At 70.4% G+C, this 15,141-nt stretch carries 11 protein-coding genes and 2 pseudogenes; 9 read left to right on the top strand and 4 right to left on the bottom strand.

Annotated elements, in window-relative coordinates:
• Positions 1-111 precede the first annotated feature (111 nt).
• The 3 genes from QRN89_RS25285 to QRN89_RS25275 are packed head-to-tail and all read left to right on the top strand — an operon-like array spanning position 112 to position 3,153.
• Positions 112-840 carry an ABC transporter ATP-binding protein gene (locus QRN89_RS25285; RefSeq protein WP_290351656.1) on the top strand — a complete coding sequence of 243 codons (729 nt, stop codon included), beginning with the start codon at positions 112-114 and terminating at the stop codon, positions 838-840.
• Positions 822-1,958 carry a hypothetical protein gene (locus QRN89_RS25280; RefSeq protein WP_290351655.1) on the top strand — a complete coding sequence of 379 codons (1,137 nt, stop codon included), beginning with the start codon at positions 822-824 and terminating at the stop codon, positions 1,956-1,958. The genes QRN89_RS25285 and QRN89_RS25280 overlap by 19 nt, the downstream gene beginning before the upstream one ends.
• A gap of 43 nt (positions 1,959-2,001) precedes the next feature.
• Entirely contained in the window at positions 2,002-3,153 is a 1,152-nt protein-coding gene (locus tag QRN89_RS25275) for an LOG family protein (protein ID WP_290351654.1), read from the top strand.
• Between the two features lie 497 nt (positions 3,154-3,650).
• Here the strand turns inward: QRN89_RS25275 and QRN89_RS25270 are convergent, their stop codons facing one another.
• The 4 genes from QRN89_RS25270 to rlmN form a co-directional block, all read right to left on the bottom strand.
• Complete coding sequence (locus QRN89_RS25270; protein ID WP_290351653.1) at positions 3,651-4,682, bottom strand: ABC transporter ATP-binding protein; 1,032 nt, start codon at positions 4,680-4,682, stop codon at positions 3,651-3,653.
• Positions 4,682-6,325, bottom strand: coding sequence for an ABC transporter permease (locus tag QRN89_RS25265; RefSeq protein ID WP_290351652.1), 1,644 nt, complete (start codon positions 6,323-6,325; stop codon positions 4,682-4,684). Before QRN89_RS25265 ends, QRN89_RS25270 begins: the two co-directional genes overlap by 1 nt.
• 92 nt (positions 6,326-6,417) lie before the next feature.
• A complete protein-coding gene (locus QRN89_RS25260; protein WP_290351650.1) occupies positions 6,418-7,515 on the bottom strand; it encodes a thiamine ABC transporter substrate-binding protein in 1,098 nt (365 codons plus the stop codon).
• Between the two features lie 272 nt (positions 7,516-7,787).
• Entirely contained in the window at positions 7,788-8,894 is a 1,107-nt protein-coding gene (gene rlmN / locus QRN89_RS25255; protein WP_093653575.1) for a dual-specificity RNA methyltransferase RlmN, read from the bottom strand.
• A 206-nt stretch (positions 8,895-9,100) separates the two neighbouring features.
• Between rlmN and QRN89_RS25250 the strand changes: the two genes are divergently transcribed.
• The 6 genes and pseudogenes from QRN89_RS25250 (at position 9,101) to QRN89_RS25230 (ending at position 15,018) form a co-directional block, all read left to right on the top strand.
• A complete protein-coding gene (locus QRN89_RS25250) occupies positions 9,101-9,859 on the top strand; it encodes a DUF6928 family protein (RefSeq protein ID WP_290351649.1) in 759 nt (252 codons plus the stop codon).
• A 278-nt stretch (positions 9,860-10,137) separates the two neighbouring features.
• Entirely contained in the window at positions 10,138-10,719 is a 582-nt protein-coding gene (locus QRN89_RS35860; protein WP_390702497.1) for a DUF6932 family protein, read from the top strand.
• Positions 10,716-11,621, top strand: a complete 906-nt coding sequence (locus QRN89_RS25245) for a hypothetical protein (protein WP_290351648.1) — start codon at positions 10,716-10,718, stop codon at positions 11,619-11,621. The genes QRN89_RS35860 and QRN89_RS25245 overlap by 4 nt, the downstream gene beginning before the upstream one ends.
• Positions 11,622-12,530: 909 nt before the next feature.
• Positions 12,531-13,039: pseudogene (locus tag QRN89_RS25240) on the top strand (IS481 family transposase); the annotation flags it as partial.
• Positions 13,040-13,126: 87 nt separating this feature from the next.
• Positions 13,127-13,972: pseudogene (locus QRN89_RS25235) on the top strand (tyrosine-type recombinase/integrase); the annotation flags it as partial.
• A gap of 383 nt (positions 13,973-14,355) precedes the next feature.
• Positions 14,356-15,018, top strand: a complete 663-nt coding sequence (locus QRN89_RS25230) for a GOLPH3/VPS74 family protein (RefSeq protein ID WP_290351646.1) — start codon at positions 14,356-14,358, stop codon at positions 15,016-15,018.
• Positions 15,019-15,141 lie beyond the last annotated feature (123 nt).

Raw genomic sequence — 15,141 nt, 5'->3', positions numbered from 1 at the left:
GCTGTGCGTACACCCGGCTCCGAGTCCCTACGGTGCTGTGACCGATCGGCCTCGGGGTCGTTCGCCCGTGCGGGGGAACGGAACCCACGGATCTGAACCGAGGTGTACGCCATGGTGGTCCCGCCGGACAACGATGTGCTCTGGGCGCGGTCCCTGAACCACGCCTTCGGCGGCTCGCCCGCCCTCTGCGGAGTCTCCCTCGGGGTGCGCGAGGGCGAGATCCTCGCCGTGAACGGTCCGCGCGGCAGCGGGAAGACGACCCTGCTGCGCTGTCTGTCGGGCCAGATCGTGCCGCAGCAGGGCGAGGTGTGGTTCAACAGCACCCCCGTCCACACCATGGGGGCGCTCAACCGCGAGCGGCTCCGGCGCGATCGCTTCGGCTGGATCGGGCCGGAGCCGCAGCTGGTGCCCGAGCTGACCGCCTGGGAGAACGCGGCGCTGCCGCTGCTGCTGCGCGGCTCCTCGCACCGCAAGGCCAGGACCGCCGCCCTGGAGTGGATGGAGCGGCTCGACATCGGCCGGTGCGCCCGCAAGCGCCCCCGGGCGCTCACCCAGTCGCAACGGCAGCGGATCGCCCTCGCCCGCGCCCTGGTCACCACCCCCGCGGTGCTGTTCGCCGACGAGCCGACCGCATCGCTGCACACCGCCGACCGGGCCCAGGTGCTGCGCACCCTGACCACCGCCGCGCGGTCCCACCGCATCACCCTCGTGCTGGCGACCCACGACGAGGAGGTCGCGACGCTCGCCGACCGCGGAGTGGCGCTGGTGGACGGCCGGCGCATCACCCCGGTGCAGGACGCGGAGGCGGAAGGCCGGGCCGAGTGCTCGCTCTCCGTCTGAGCCGCGGCTCCCATCCCCTGGTCCTGCTGCGCCGGCTGCTGGTGGCGACGGCCTCGGCGGGGGTGGGCTTCCTCCTGCTGTGCACCCTCTCCTACGCGGTGTCCGGCCCGCATCCCACCGATCCTCCGCTGCAGCGGCTGGCGTGGTGTCTCGTCCCGCTGGCGGCCACCGTCCAGTTCGCGGTGGCGGTGGCCCGTACCGACCCGGCCACACGGCCCCGCCAGGGCCTGTCCGCCGTCGGGCTCGGGCCGGTGCGCATGAGCGCGCTGGCCGCCGCGTCCACCGCCGTGTCCTGTGCCCTCGGCAGCACCGTGGCCCTGCTGTTCTTCCTGCATCTGCGCGGCGACCTGAGCGGAATGCCGTTCGACGGCGACGCGGCGGAACTGCTCGCCGCGGGTCGGCCGTTGCCGCTGGGCGCGGTGATCCTGCTGCTGGCGCTCGTCCCGGTCGCCGGGGCCGGAGCGGCCGCACTCGCGCTCCGGCCGCGCCGCCGGCCGGACGGCGAACTCCCCGACGACGAGCCCCCGCAGGCCACGGGAACGCCGAGCGGCCTCCCCTGGGGGGTCGCCCTCACGGCCGTGGGCGTCGCCGTCGAGGCGTACACGCGCCGGGGCGCGGAGGGCGCGGGCGGCACGCCGGGCGGGGTGCTCGCCGGCTGGACGCTGACCGCGGTGGGGCTCGCGATGGCGGGCCCCGGCATCGTCCACGTGTGCGGACGGGTACTGCAGGCCCTGCGCCCCGGGGCGATGAGACTGCTCGCCGGGCGGGCGCTCATGGACGACGCGCGCCGGATCGGGCGGCCCCTCGGGGTCGTGTGCGCCGTGGTGTCCGCCCTGATCGCGGCCTCCGCGCTCGCCGGGGAACGCCCGCAGCCCTTCGGCCCGCTGACCGCCCTCGGGGCGACGCTCGTCGTGGCCTGCACCGTCGCGTCGCTGCTCACGTCGGCGGTGGAGGCGCGGCAGGCTCGCGCGGCCACGCGGGCGGGGCTGCTCGAACTGGGCGCCTCCGCGGCCCTGCTGCAGGCCACCGCCATGCTCCGGGCCGTGGTGCTGCTCGCGGTCTTCGCTCCGCTCACCTGGGCGGTGGCGGAACTGGCGGCCCTGCCGCTGCGACGCTGACCCGGGCACCGGGGCCGCCGACCCGTTGCATATCGTGGCGGCCATGGTTTACGGACAGAGGCCGCGGCTGGGCTCGTCGCTCGACGACGACCGGGAGATCGAGACGCTCGAGGAGTTCGACCAGGTCGTCGCACGGCGGGGCAGCCTCGCAGGGCACCGCGTCCAGTCCGTCGACCTGACCGGACGCACCTTCGCGCTCCTGTCCTGCGACACCACGGCCGCCACGTTCCTCGGCTGCGTCATGGAGCCCGACGCCACGGCCAAGGTCCGCGCGGACGGCGCCCTCGTCTTCCCGCCGATACCGGACCTGCCGTTCGACCCGTACCGGGGGCTCCTCTACACCCCCGACGAGCTGTTCGACGGCCTCGACGACGGCGGCTACGAGAACACGCCCGACGCACTCGCGTACGACTGGTTCCAGCTGACCAAGGCGGACCGGGACATCTACGCCTCGATGCTCCGGGCCCTGCACGACGACGCGGTCTCCGACGCCCTCGACGAACTGCTCAACGGCGTACCGGTGGTCGGCGTGATGGGCGGTCACGCCATGAGCCGCGGCACCGACGAGTACGCCGGCGCGGCCCGCCTCGGCCGCGCCCTCGCCCGCTCCGGTCTGACGGTCGCCACCGGAGGCGGCCCCGGGGCGATGGAGGCGGCGAACCTCGGCGCCTACGCGGCCCCGCATCCCGACGAGATGCTCGACGAGGCCCTCGAACTCCTCGGCAAGACCCCGTCGTTCACCCCGTCCGTCACCGACTGGGCGGCCACCGCCTTCGAGATCCGCTCCCGCTGGCCGCGGGGCGGTGACTCGGTCGGCATCCCCACCTGGTTCTACGGGCACGAGCCGCCGAACCCGTTCGCGGGGCACATCGCCAAGTACTTCGCCAACGCCACCCGCGAGGACGGGCTGCTCGCCCGCTGCAACGCCGGTGTCGTGTTCCTCCCCGGCGCCGCGGGCACACTGCAGGAGATCTTCGACAACGCGACCCCGAACTACTACGAGTCGCGGGGCGAGCCGACCCCGATGGTCCTGGTCGGCCGCGCCCACTGGACGGAGAGGCTTCCGGCCTGGCCGCTGCTGCGGTCCCTGGCGGAAGGCCGCGCGATGGAGACGCGCATCGCCCTGGTCGACTCGGTGGACGAGGCCCCCGGGGCACTGGCGCGGCTGGCGGCCACCGCCCGACCCGCCGGCTGACCGCCCCGCACGGCCGGTGCGGCCGGTGCGGCCGACCGCCATCACACTGACCGCTCCCCGCTCGGCCCGTCGGCCGACGGGCTGCCGCACGGACGGCGCGGCCGACGCCGCAGGGCCGGGGCGGCCGACCGCGCTCGCCCGGCCTTCCGCCGACGGGCCCGCCGCACGGACGATGCAGGCCGACGCCGCCCGGCCAGTACGAGCCGATGGCTCACGGCGGACGGAGGCACCGCCGCCGGTTCGGCTGACGCCTTCACACTGACCGCTCTCGCCCGGCCTTCCGCCGACGGGCCCGCCGCACGGACGACGCTGCCGTCCCCGTTCCGCGGACCGGCCGCCGCACCTCCGGCGCGGCCGACGCCGCACGGGGAGGTGGAAGCGCCGCCGCCCGGCCATTACGAGCCGATGGCGCACGGCGGAGGAGGCGCCGCCGCCCGGCCGCGGGCGGGGCTGTCCTTCGCGGGGCCGGTGGCCGCGCCGCCCGCGGTCAGGTCAGGTCAGTCGCCGGCGTCGGTCCGCAGGACCACCACGTCCTCCGCGGCGAACGTCACCCCTACCTCGGCGCCCGCCTCGGGAGCGTCCCCGAGCCCGCACTCGGCCTCCAGCGGCGGCGCGTCGTACGGCCGCAGCCGTACGGCGACGTGGTGACCGCGGAAGGTCAGCGACTCGACCACGCACGGCAGTCCCGTGCCGCGCGGCCCGAGCCGTACCGCGGACGGCCGTACCAGCAACCGGCACGCGCCCCGGGGCAAGCCCTCGGGAACCGGGATCCCGCCCCAGGGGGTCTCGGCGGTTCCCCCGACCACCGTCGCGGGCACCACGTTGGCGAAGCCGAGGAACCGGGCGACGAATTCCGAGGCGGGCCGCTGCCACACGTCCCTGGGGGCGCCCGACTGGGCGACGCGCCCGTCCCGCATCACCACGACCCGGTCCGCGAGTGCGAAGGCCTCCCCCTGGTCGTGGGTGACGGCGAGCACCGTCGTGCCCAGCTTGCGGAACACCGAACGCAGTTCGACGACGAGCCGTTCCCTGAGGCTGCGGTCCAGCTGACCCAACGGCTCGTCGAGCATCAGCAGCCGGGGCCTGGGCGCGAGCGCCCGGGCGAGGGCGACGCGCTGCTGCTCGCCGCCCGAGAGCGCGCCGACGGCCCGCCTCGCGGCGCCGGGGAGCCCAACCAGTTCCAGCAACTCCTCGACCCGGAGCAGCTGTTCCCCCTTGGGCACTCCGTGCATCCGCAGGCCGAAGGCGACATTGCCGCCGACGTCGCGCTGCGGGAAGAGCTGGTGGTCCTGGAACATCAGACCCACCCCGCGCCGGTGCACCGGGACCCCGGTCTGGTCGCGGCCGCCGAGCAGAACCCGTCCGCCGTCCAGGTGCTGGAGCCCCGCGACTGCCCTGAGCAGGGTCGACTTGCCGCTGCCGCTCGGCCCTAGCACACACACGATCTCGTGGTCGGCGACCTCCAGGTCCACTCCGTCCAGCGCCGCCCGCCGCCCGAAGCGTACGGTCGCGTTCTCCAGCGCCAGCATCAGAACTCCCCTGCGGAACGGTCGGGGCGGAGCCGGTCGAGGAGCAGCAGCGCCACCGCGCAGACCAGCATGAGGATCGTGGAGAGCGCCATCGCCTGCCCGTAGTTGAGCTCTCCCGGGCGGCCGAGGAGCCGGGCCACGGCGACCGGGAGCGTCGGGTTGTCCGGCCGGGCGATGAAGACGGTGGCGCCGAACTCACCGAGCGAGACGGCGAAGGCGAAGCCGGCGGCGACGAGGAGCGCCCGGCGCACCAGCGGCAGGTCGACCTCGCGCCACGCGCGCAGTGGCGAGGCGCCGAGCACGGCCGCCGCCTCCCGCAGTCGTGCGTCGACGGCACGCAGCACCGGCAACATCGTCCGTACGACGAAGGGCACTCCGACCAGCGCCTGGGCCAGCGGCACGAGGAGCCAGGAGGTGCGCAGGTCGAGCGGCGGCTCGTCGAGGGTGATGAGGAAACCGAAGCCCACGGTGACGGCGGACACTCCGAGCGGCAGCATCAGCAGCGCGTCGAAACCGCGGACGAACCGGCCGGCCGTGCGGGCACGGCCGGACGCGGTCCTGGGGAGGGTGAGCGCCGCCGCCGCGAGACCGCCGATGACGAGCGCGATCGCGGTGGCGGCGAGTGCGTACTGGAGGGAGTTCCACACGGCCTCGGCCGGCGGGACGAGGAACGTGCCGCCGCTCGCCTCGGCCGACTGCAGGGCCCGGTAGAAGGTGAGACCGTACCCTCCGGGTTCGCCGAAGGACCGTTCGACCAGCACCGCGAGCGGTGCCACGAGCAGCAGGACGACCGTGGCCAGCACCCCGCCCAGCAGTGCCCATTGCCCGGCACCCCTCGGACGGTGCGCGGTGAGCGCCGGATCGACGAGCCGGAGCGCGGTCTCCCGTCGCCGCACGGTCCAGGCGTGCACGGCGAGGATCGCGCCCACGGCGGCGAACTGCACCAGGGTCAGCACGGCGGCCGTGGACAGGTCCAGCACCTGGGCGGTCTGCCGGTAGATCTCCACCTCGAGCGTCGAGTACGCCGGGCCGCCGAGGATCTGCACGACGCCGAACGAGGTGAAGGTGAAGAGGAACACCATCAGCGCGGCGGCGGCGACGGCCGGGGTCAGCGCGGGCAGGGTGACCCGGCGCCAGGCCGTGAAACGGCCGGCGCCGAGGACCCGTGCGGCTTCCTCCTGACGCGGGTCGAGCTGCGCCCACAGACCGCCCACGGTCCTCACCACCACGGCGTAGTTGAAGAACACATGGGCGAGGAGGATCGCCCAGACCGTCGTGTCGAGCCGTACGCCCCACAGGTCGTCGAGGAGTCCGCCGCGGCCCAGGAGCGCCAGGAACGCGGTGCCGACGACGACGGTGGGCAGCACGAACGGCACGGTGACCACGGCCCGCAGGAGCTGTTTCCCGGGGAAGTCGAAGCGGGCGAGGACATAGGCGCCGGGCAGGGCGATCAGCAGGGTCAGCCCCGTGGAGGCGAGGGCCTGCCAGAGGGTGAACCAGAGCACCCCGAGGAGGTCGGGGCGGCTGACGACGTCGACGATCGCGCCGAACCGCCAGGCGTCGCCCACCCGCAGGCCGCGCCCGACGATCGCGGTCACGGGGTAGGCGAAGAAGAGGGCGAAGAACGCGACGGGCAGGACCATCAGGGCCGGCCGTGCCGCGGCGCCCCACCGGGACGCCGTCCCGCGCGAGGGATGCCTCCCGCGCGGGCCGGCGTTCCCGCCGGACGGCTCGGTCACTTCAGGACGAGCGACGACCACGACTGGATCCACTGGTCGCGGTTCTCGGCGATCTTCTCCGGGGCCAGCGTCCGCGGCTCGGCGATCACCTCACCGAACTCGGTGAACAGCGGGGGCAGCTTCGCGTCCTCGGCCACCGGGTTCACGAACATGTTGAGCGGCATGTCCTCCTGGAACGGCCGGCTGATCAGGAAGTCCAGCAGGGCCTTGCCGCCGGCCTCGTTCCGCGCGCCCTTGAGCAGGCCCGCGGCCTCGGTCTGGCGGAAGCACGTGCCGGTGGAGACGCCGGTCGGCGCCACCTTCGGCTGCGGCTTGGCGTACAGCACCTCAACCGGGGGGCTGGAGGCGTACGAGACGACGAGCGGCCGGTCGCCCTTGGCCGCCCGGCCACCGGCGGAACCGGAGAACTCCTGGTTGTAGGCGATCTCCCAGCTGTCGACGACCTTCACGCCGTTCGCCCGCAGCTTCTTCCAGTAGTCCTGCCAGCCCTTGTCCCCGTACGCGGCGGCGGTACCGAGGAGGAAGCCGAGGCCCGGCGAGGACCGCTCGGCGTTCTCGACGACGAGGAGGTTCCGGTACGCGGGGTCGGCGAGGTCGTCGAAGGTCTGCGGCGGGGCGAGCTTCTTGTCGGCGAAGTACTTCTTGTCGTAGTTGACGCAGATGTCGCCGCTGTCGACCGGCGTGACCCGGTGCTTGTCCTTGTCGAGCCGGACGGCCTCGGGGACCCGCTCCAGGCCCTTGGCCTCGTACGGGGTGAACAGGTCGTTGTCGAGCGCCCGGGAGAGCGTGGTGTTGTCGACGCCGAAGAACACGTCGCCCTGCGGGGAGCCCTTGGTGAGGATCTCCTTGTTCAGCGCCTCGACGGCGTCTCCGCTCTTCAGCACCTTGACCGTGTACCCGGTCTGCTCGGTGAACTGCTTGAGCACGGCCGGCGAGGCGTTGAAGGAGTCGTGGCTGACGAGCGTCACGGTCTTGGAGCCGCTGCCGTCCGCTCCGGCGGAGTCGTCACCGGACGTCCCGCCGCACGCCGCGAGCGTACTCACGCCGAGGGCCGCGGCCAGCGCGGTGACGGTGATCTTCTTGGTGGTGCTCACTGATTCCTCCTGGGCATGACCAGGAAGAGACGCGGCCCTGCCCGGCTCCGCGATCCTCGGGATCCGGAGCCGGGCAGGGCGCAACAGCTTGAGTCTCGTCCGAACTTCCTACCCGGAATGACCCGGGCGAGGTTCAGAGGGTCTGCGGTCTGACGGTCACCGCACTCTCAGCGCTGTGGCGCTCCCCTGTCGGAATATGCAGATGTTCGGGCCAGCGTACAGGGGCCCGCCGAGCGCTCCCCAGGGCCGGGGCGGTCCGCCCCGGCCCCCGGTCAGCGCTCGGAGGCGGCGAGCTGGCCGCAGGCCCCGTCGATCTCCTGGCCGCGGGTGTCCCGGACGGTGACCGGGACGCCGTGGGCGGCGATGGCCTCGATGAAGGCCTTCTCGTCCTCGGGCCGGGATGCCGTCCACTTGGACCCCGGGGTGGGGTTCAGCGGGATCAGGTTGACGTGCACCCGCTTGCCCTTGAGGAGGCGCCCGAGCAGGTCACCGCGCCACGCCTGGTCGTTGATGTCCCGGATCAGGGCGTACTCGATCGAGATGCGGCGGCCGGACTTCTCCGCGTACTCCCAGGCCGCGTCCAGGACCTCCCGCACCTTCCAGCGCGTGTTGACGGGCACGAGGGTGTCGCGGAGCTCGTCGTCCGGAGCGTGCAGGGAGACGGCGAGGCGGCACTTGAAGCCCTCGTCGGCGAAACGCAGCATCGCCGGCACGAGGCCGACGGTGGAGACGGTGATCCCTCGCTGCGACAGGCCGAGGCCGTCGGGCTCGGGATCGGTGAGCCGGCGGACGGCGCCGACCACACGGTTGTAGTTGGCCAGCGGCTCGCCCATGCCCATGAACACGATGTTGGACAGCCGGGCGGGACCTCCCGGCACCTCACCGTCGCGCAGGGCCCGCATGCCGTCCACGATCTGGTGCACGATCTCGGCGGTGGACAGGTTGCGGTCGAGACCGGCCTGGCCCGTTGCGCAGAACGGGCAGTTCATCCCGCAGCCGGCCTGCGAGGAGATGCACATCGTCACCCGGTCCGGGTAGCGCATCAGGACCGACTCGACGAGCGTGCCGTCGTGGAGCCGCCACAGCGTCTTGCGGGTGGTGTCGTCGTCGCAGGAGACGTGCCGGACGACGGACATCAGATCGGGCAGCAGCTCCGACGCGAGCCGCTCGCGGGCGGCGGCGGGGATGTCGGTCCACTGCTCCGGGTCGTGCGCGTAGCGCGCGAAGTAGTGCTGCGACAGCTGCTTCGCCCGGAACGGCTTCTCGCCGATGGCGGCGACGGCGTCCTTCCGCTCGGCGGGCGTGAGGTCGGCGAGGTGCCGCGGGGGCTTCTTGGCTCCGCGGGGGGCGACGAAAGTGAGTTCTCCGGGCTTAGGCATGGCCGTACCAGTGTCGCAGATCGACTCGGATGACCTGCGGGTGTCGGCTGCCACACCTGTCGGCGGTGGTCGCCACCGGTCACCCTTGAGCGCCCTCGGACGGCCCAGAGACGGCCCAGCGGGCCAGGGGATGAGTCGCCCTTCGCTGTCAGTACGTGGCGCTACATTGCGTCCGTCATCGAGGGCAATGCTTGGGGGCGGCTGCTGTGGGAGCCAAGACGGGACTGCTGGTGTACGCCGACGGCGATGCGCCGGAGGCGCTGCGAGTAGTGGGGGCAGCGGATCTTGACCGGACCGTCGCGATGATGCGGCGGCTCCACCCAGGCCGGCAGATCGAGAAGTGCAAGGGCTCGACGCTGTGGGACGGCGTGTACCCCCCGGAGGGGATGACGTACGCGGCCAGCTGGCCCGGCGTGGACGTCATCGGTGATCAGAGGGTGATGATCGATGCCCCCTCCCAGCTTCCCGAACACCTCGTGGCGGCAAGCGCCGGCCGACGGCTCGTCCTGCACGCCATGCACAGCGTCGTCGACTGGCTGGCATTCGCCGTCTGGGAGGACGGGCGTCTCGTCCGCTCCCTGAGCCTGTCTCCGGACAGCGGCATCATCGAGAACATCGGCGAACCACTCCCCTTCGAGCTGCCCTACTGGGCCGGAGACCGCCCGGCCGACGTCATCCCCTGGCCGGACGAGGACGAAGAGACGTACCCGCTGCCGTTCCATCCCTTGGAGCTGGGCGAAGACGCACTGCGAGCGCTGTGCGGCTTCGTCCAGGAGGGCCGCCCCGAGCCGGACGACGTCGACGCGGACACCATCCGACTACACGGCTTCCATCTGCGGGACCCGCACGGCCCCGACCTTGAGGAGCAGGAAGCGCAGCTGCGAAGGGCCGTGGAAGCTATGGGACCGCCACGCGGGTACACGTTCGGCCCCGACGGCTCGCTGATCGAACGCGACGGCCTATAGCTCACGACCTCTTCGTCCCGAAGCAACTTGGGTGGGGGTTTGACCTTGAGCCCATGCGCCTCTTACCTGCTGCGATGGTCCGCAGGTGTGCGTGGTTGTCCGCCGCTGTGCGTGGGCGTTGTCACGCTGTTAGACACTCAAGATGTCAGTGCTCGGCGACGACATGCGGCCTGCCCAAGTCCGCCCCAGCAAGGAAACGAGGCCAATCGGCAGTCTTGTCGACGGGCATGAGTGCACCGATCATGAGGGTGGGGAGGCAAGAACGCTAAGGGGGGCATGTGATTCTCGAGTGGGGCGATAGCGGATTTCTCGTGCCCGGCAGGTACCGACTGGATCCGGAGCAAGCCGAGCAGCAGCTAGTCCATGATCCGCGATTCGCTGGCTCGGAGACCCGTCAGTCGTTATGGGGTGGCCTGGAGGCCTACCTCAGTCGCTTTTTTGATCTTGAGGATCGGCATCGTGAGGCGATCGGAGACGGTTCCCTCATCCATGCAATCTGGTTGGGCGGCAGTTACGTCAGCACCAAGCTGAACCCGCAGAACATAGATCTCACGGTCTTGATCGACGAGGATGCTGTGGCTGCTATGCGAGGCCTGGACGGGACTAGGTGGCTCGCGTCAGCCTTCAACCGGAAGGCACGCCTGGCTGAGCTCGGGGTCTCGCCACTGAGGGTCGGGTATCGCCCGATAGTGTCTGTCTTCCGCTCGGAGCGGCTTGATCCTGCGGAACAGGCGTACCTTCGGGAGCGCGGAGCCTGGGACGACTGGTGGCAGCGTTGTCGGCCCAATGGGGTAGACAAGAGTGAGCCGACGCTACACAGTGCGGCCCCCCGACGCGGCTACGTGGAGGTGACGTTGTGAGCACCAGCTGGCGGCAACGCGCCCTGGAACGGAACCGTGAGGACAACGCCCGCTTCTTCGCCGATCAAGATGCAGACCATCTGAGCGAAGACGCCTATGAAGAGGAGCTGCGCCGGCACTGGCTTGAGGCAGTACGCCACTACGATCCTGCGGCGCAGCTTCACGAAGAACTGGTTGTGCGCCTGCGAGGTGAGGCGGCCGACCGAGGTGCTCTTGATTTTCGCATTGGTGACGCGTTGCTGAAGCCACTAAGGGAGGGCGTTTCTGCGGCCGCCCGTAAAGACGTGGAACTTGAACTGACTGGCGTCTCTAGGGGAAGCACTGTCCTGCATGTGCGACCCAGTGTTCCGGAAGTCGTTGGTGACGCTGACGAGGATCTCGCGGTCGTGGACTCCTCAATCGCTGACCCTGCAATGCGCGACTTTCTCAAGTTAGTTGAAGCTGCCGAGAAAGAGCAGGATGTCCGGCGGTGGGAGCGCATAGTGCCTGGCTTGGATGGAGTGGTCGAAGCGCTAGATAAATTCGACCTATCCATGGATATGCGTTGGTTCAGTCTGGATGGAACGGTTAGGTCGTCGCACCTGTCCAGGCGGGGAAAGGATTATGTGCGTAGCCTCCGGAACACGGAGTTGCAGAAATCCAGGATGGGCATAACGGGCCGGATCACTGAGCTCCGGGAATCCGGGGTCGTTAAGATCAAGACCGGGGTGTCCAGAACGTCCTCCGCATACGAAGTCCGGGTGGACCCCGAAGCGCTGATCGGGATGCACTTGGAACTCGGCATGACGATTTCATTCGTTGTCGAGGTATCCCGAAGGACTGACAGGCTTGGTCGCGCTCGGTCTACTGAATACCGCTTCCTGCGCCTCAGTGACGGCCAGGAGCGTTTGTTCGAGGAGTAAGGACCGTCCGTATTCTTCGCAGGCCGCCTCCGAGCCGGTCAGGTGGGGTGGCGGCTGTTCGATCCAGCCACCCACGGTTCCTCCTGGTGGTTCGCCACAAGAGTCGGCACCCAGGTTACTGGCTCTATTTTCCACTGTCCCCACAGGTGGGCACGTGTGTCATGTGAGGGCTTTTTGTCGGGCGGCCAATATGGAGCTCTGCTTCCTGTCCTAGCTTTTCGATTTCTTCCTCCGCCTCCTCAATCGGGTAGAGGCGTTTAGGTGTCCTGACCCAGCCCATCCCATCTCGGTCAGTGAAACCTATTAGGGTCCAACTTGCTCTATCAACCGGACGCCATCTGCCTCGCGTGTGATATTCAAGGCTCCCCTTGTTGAATACGACTTCGGCGCAGGGAGGCAAGTTCAGGCTGTCGATCGAAATGAACTGCTTTTTCGGCTGATTGCCTATAGTTTTGATCCATATGTACAGCACTACTTCTACGTTGGAGACGGGATCTGGCGACCTATTCATCAGGTGAAGTTCGAATTGTTCGGGTGACGTGCCGTCTAGGTCCTCCCAAAAAGAACCCGCGATGCCTGGTCGCGCTTCTCCCTTGTCGTTCCATCACGCGATTGCTCTAGCTGATCCCTTGCCACTAAGGCCTGATAGTAAGTTGCCACTCCCGAAAACAGCAAAGTCCCGATACCCGCGACGACTGCAACAACGGTTCCAAGTTTTGCCCAATCAATTCGGGTCTGCGTTCGTTCGGCCTGCTGCTGGCGGCTGGCCAACCTATGCCGCCTGGCCCGCAGCCGACTCAGTCGTGCGTTCGTCTGCTGTTGGCCTCGGGCGCCTGGCAATGGTGTCCCCCTTCGTCGCTTGCTTCTCAGGACGCGCCAGCAGCACCTGCGGATGCAGGTGTGCCGAACTTGCGGCTGGCTGCCCGGGGCGGACGTGTGGCCGGACCACCGCCGCTCCCAACCGGCGATGGGGCCGGCGTTCGAGGTGGACCGGGTCGTGAACAACAGCGGCCTGGTTGGGCCTGGGCGGTCGCCAGGTGGGTATCCGGATCGACGACGAGACGCTGTCGTTCTTCGACCCGTCCTCGCGGGAACTGCTGCGGGTTCGGCCCAACCCGCTGACCAGTGAGGAAGTCCGCAGGCTGCGGGGCCTGCGTCCGGCCGGCCCGCCGCCGCGTCCGGGCATCGAGCCGGTGCGTGTGCAGCGGCGGGTCAGCGCTGTGGGCACGGTCATGGTCTGCCGCCAGACCGTCTCCCTCGGCCGCCCGTATGCAGGCCAGACCGTGACCGTGCACGTGTCGGACACAACGATCACCGTCGACCTGGACGGCCAGATCCGCGTGATTCGGCGTACGACCGACGTCCCGGTCCGTAACGTGAAAGCGAACAAGCCCCACGGGGCTTCCCATGTTCTCTAGGCCTACCGTCAAGCCTCAGGTGGGACCGGAACGTCAGGCATCAGCTGGGATCCGACATCGTTCACGTTCGGCTGGTTCGTTCAGGGCGACCCGGCCGTGAGTGGCGGCTATGCGAAAAACATCTACGGCGACGTACGGGCGGTACTCAGTGCGGCGGTTGACGATGGGTTGCTGCCCCGCAATCCGTGCTCCGCGAAGTCCGTCCGCCCGCCGGCCGCCGAGCAACGCCGTGTTGTGCCGTGGCTGCCTGCCCAGGTTCAGGCGGTGCGTGCGGCACTCCCCCAGCGCTACCGGCCCATGGCGGACGTGGGCGCCGGGTGCGGGCTCCGTCAGGGCGAGATCGTGGGACTGGCGGAGGATGCGCTCGACTTCGACGGCGACATCATCCGGGTCGTCCGGCAGGTGAAGCTGATCCGGGGCAAGGCCGTGTTCGCTCCTCCGAAGTGCAACAAGGAGCGGGACGTACCATTGCCGCCGTCGGTGGCCGAGGCTCTGCGGGCCCACATGGACGCCTTCAAGCCGGTGGAGATCACCTTGCCCTGGCGCAAGCCGGACGGCCCGAAGGTGTCTGCTCGCCTTCTGTTCACAAACACCGCGAGCGGTCTCGTCTGGCGCAGCAACTTCAACATCCAGGAGTGGAAACCCGCTCTCGCGGAGGCTGGCCTGATCGCGGAAGCCGGTGATGACGGCAAGTACCCGTCGGCTCGCGAGCACGGCATGCACGCGCTGAGGCACTTCTACGCCTCGGTACTGCTGGACGCCGGAGAGAGCATCAAGGCCGTGAGCGAGTACCTGGGGCACGCCGACCCCGGGCTGACGCTGCGGGTGTACGCGCACCTGATGCCGTCGAGCCAGGAGCGTACGAGGAAGGCCGTGGATCGGGTGCTCCTCCCGGCCCCGCGCGAGCCTGACGGCCCAGAGACGGCCCAGTGACCCGCACCAGGCCCCCTATCCGCGCCAAACGCGCTGGTAGGGGGCCTATCGCTGCCCGCTGGCCGCCAGTTCTCCGGGCTTAGGCATGGCCGTACCAGTGTCGCAGATCGACTCGGGTGCCCCGGGAGCCCCGGAGCGCACCGCCGTCGGGGTCCGTCGGCCTGGCGCGGTGCCCCCGGGTCGGGGCTCGGAACCGGACGGACCGGGATGGCCGTCTCCTCGTACGTGAAGACCGATTGGTGCGCGACGAACGGCCCTGCGTACGGCGCGGGAGCGGACCGGCAGCGTGCCCGCCCGACATCAGGACACCAGGCATCACGACGTCAGGCGAGGGGCCGGACGCACGGGCCCGGCTCGCCGCACGACCGAGGGGAACCCGCCGTATGCGCGTCACGCTGGCCGAGGAGATCACGTTGCTGTCGCTGGACGACGAGTCCGGTGTGGCCAAGGAACGCCAGGCGGCGGGCTGGGCGGTGGCCGGCGGGATCCTGCTGGAGCTCGTGCTGGCGGGACGTGTCTCCGTCGAGGACGGCCGCCTGGAGGTGACCGACGCGTCGCCCACCGGAACCGCGCTGCTCGACGGGCGGCTGAAGCAGCTCGCCTCGTGGGCGAAGGACGGGCGCAGGCGCAGGGTGGCCGACTGGCTGACCAAGGACCAGCCGAAGGCCGTGGCCGCGACGATCGAGAGCCTGTGCGCCCGCGGCCTGGTCACCGAGGAACGGCACCGGACTCTCGGCGTCTTCCCCGTACGCCGCTACCCGGAGGCCGACGGTTCGGTCGAGCGGGAGCTGCGGGCCCGGCTGACGTCGGTGGTCGTGGGCGGCGCCGACCCGGACGACCGCACCTCCGGGCTGGTCGCACTGCTGCACGGCGCGGGACTGCACCGGCCCGCCTTCCCCGATGTGCCCGGGAAGCAGGTGGAACCCCGGATGGCGAAGATCGCCGACGGCCACTGGGCGGGTTCCGGTGTCCGCGACGCCATCCGCACCATGCAGGCGGCCATGACGGCGATCACGACGGCCGTGGTCGTGACCACGGTGATGTGACGGGCGGGCCAGGGGCAGGGGCCACCGGTCACCGATTGCCGGCGCCGGTCGACCGGGGCGAGGGCGCACAGCCGGTCGCCGGCATGCGGGCCGGTCGCCGACTGATGGTCGTCGGCACGTGGG

This window comes from Streptomyces sp. HUAS CB01, from assembly GCF_030406905.1.
Classification (GTDB): domain Bacteria; phylum Actinomycetota; class Actinomycetes; order Streptomycetales; family Streptomycetaceae; genus Streptomyces; species Streptomyces chengbuensis.
This window is presented reverse-complemented; position numbering and strand designations above follow the sequence as displayed.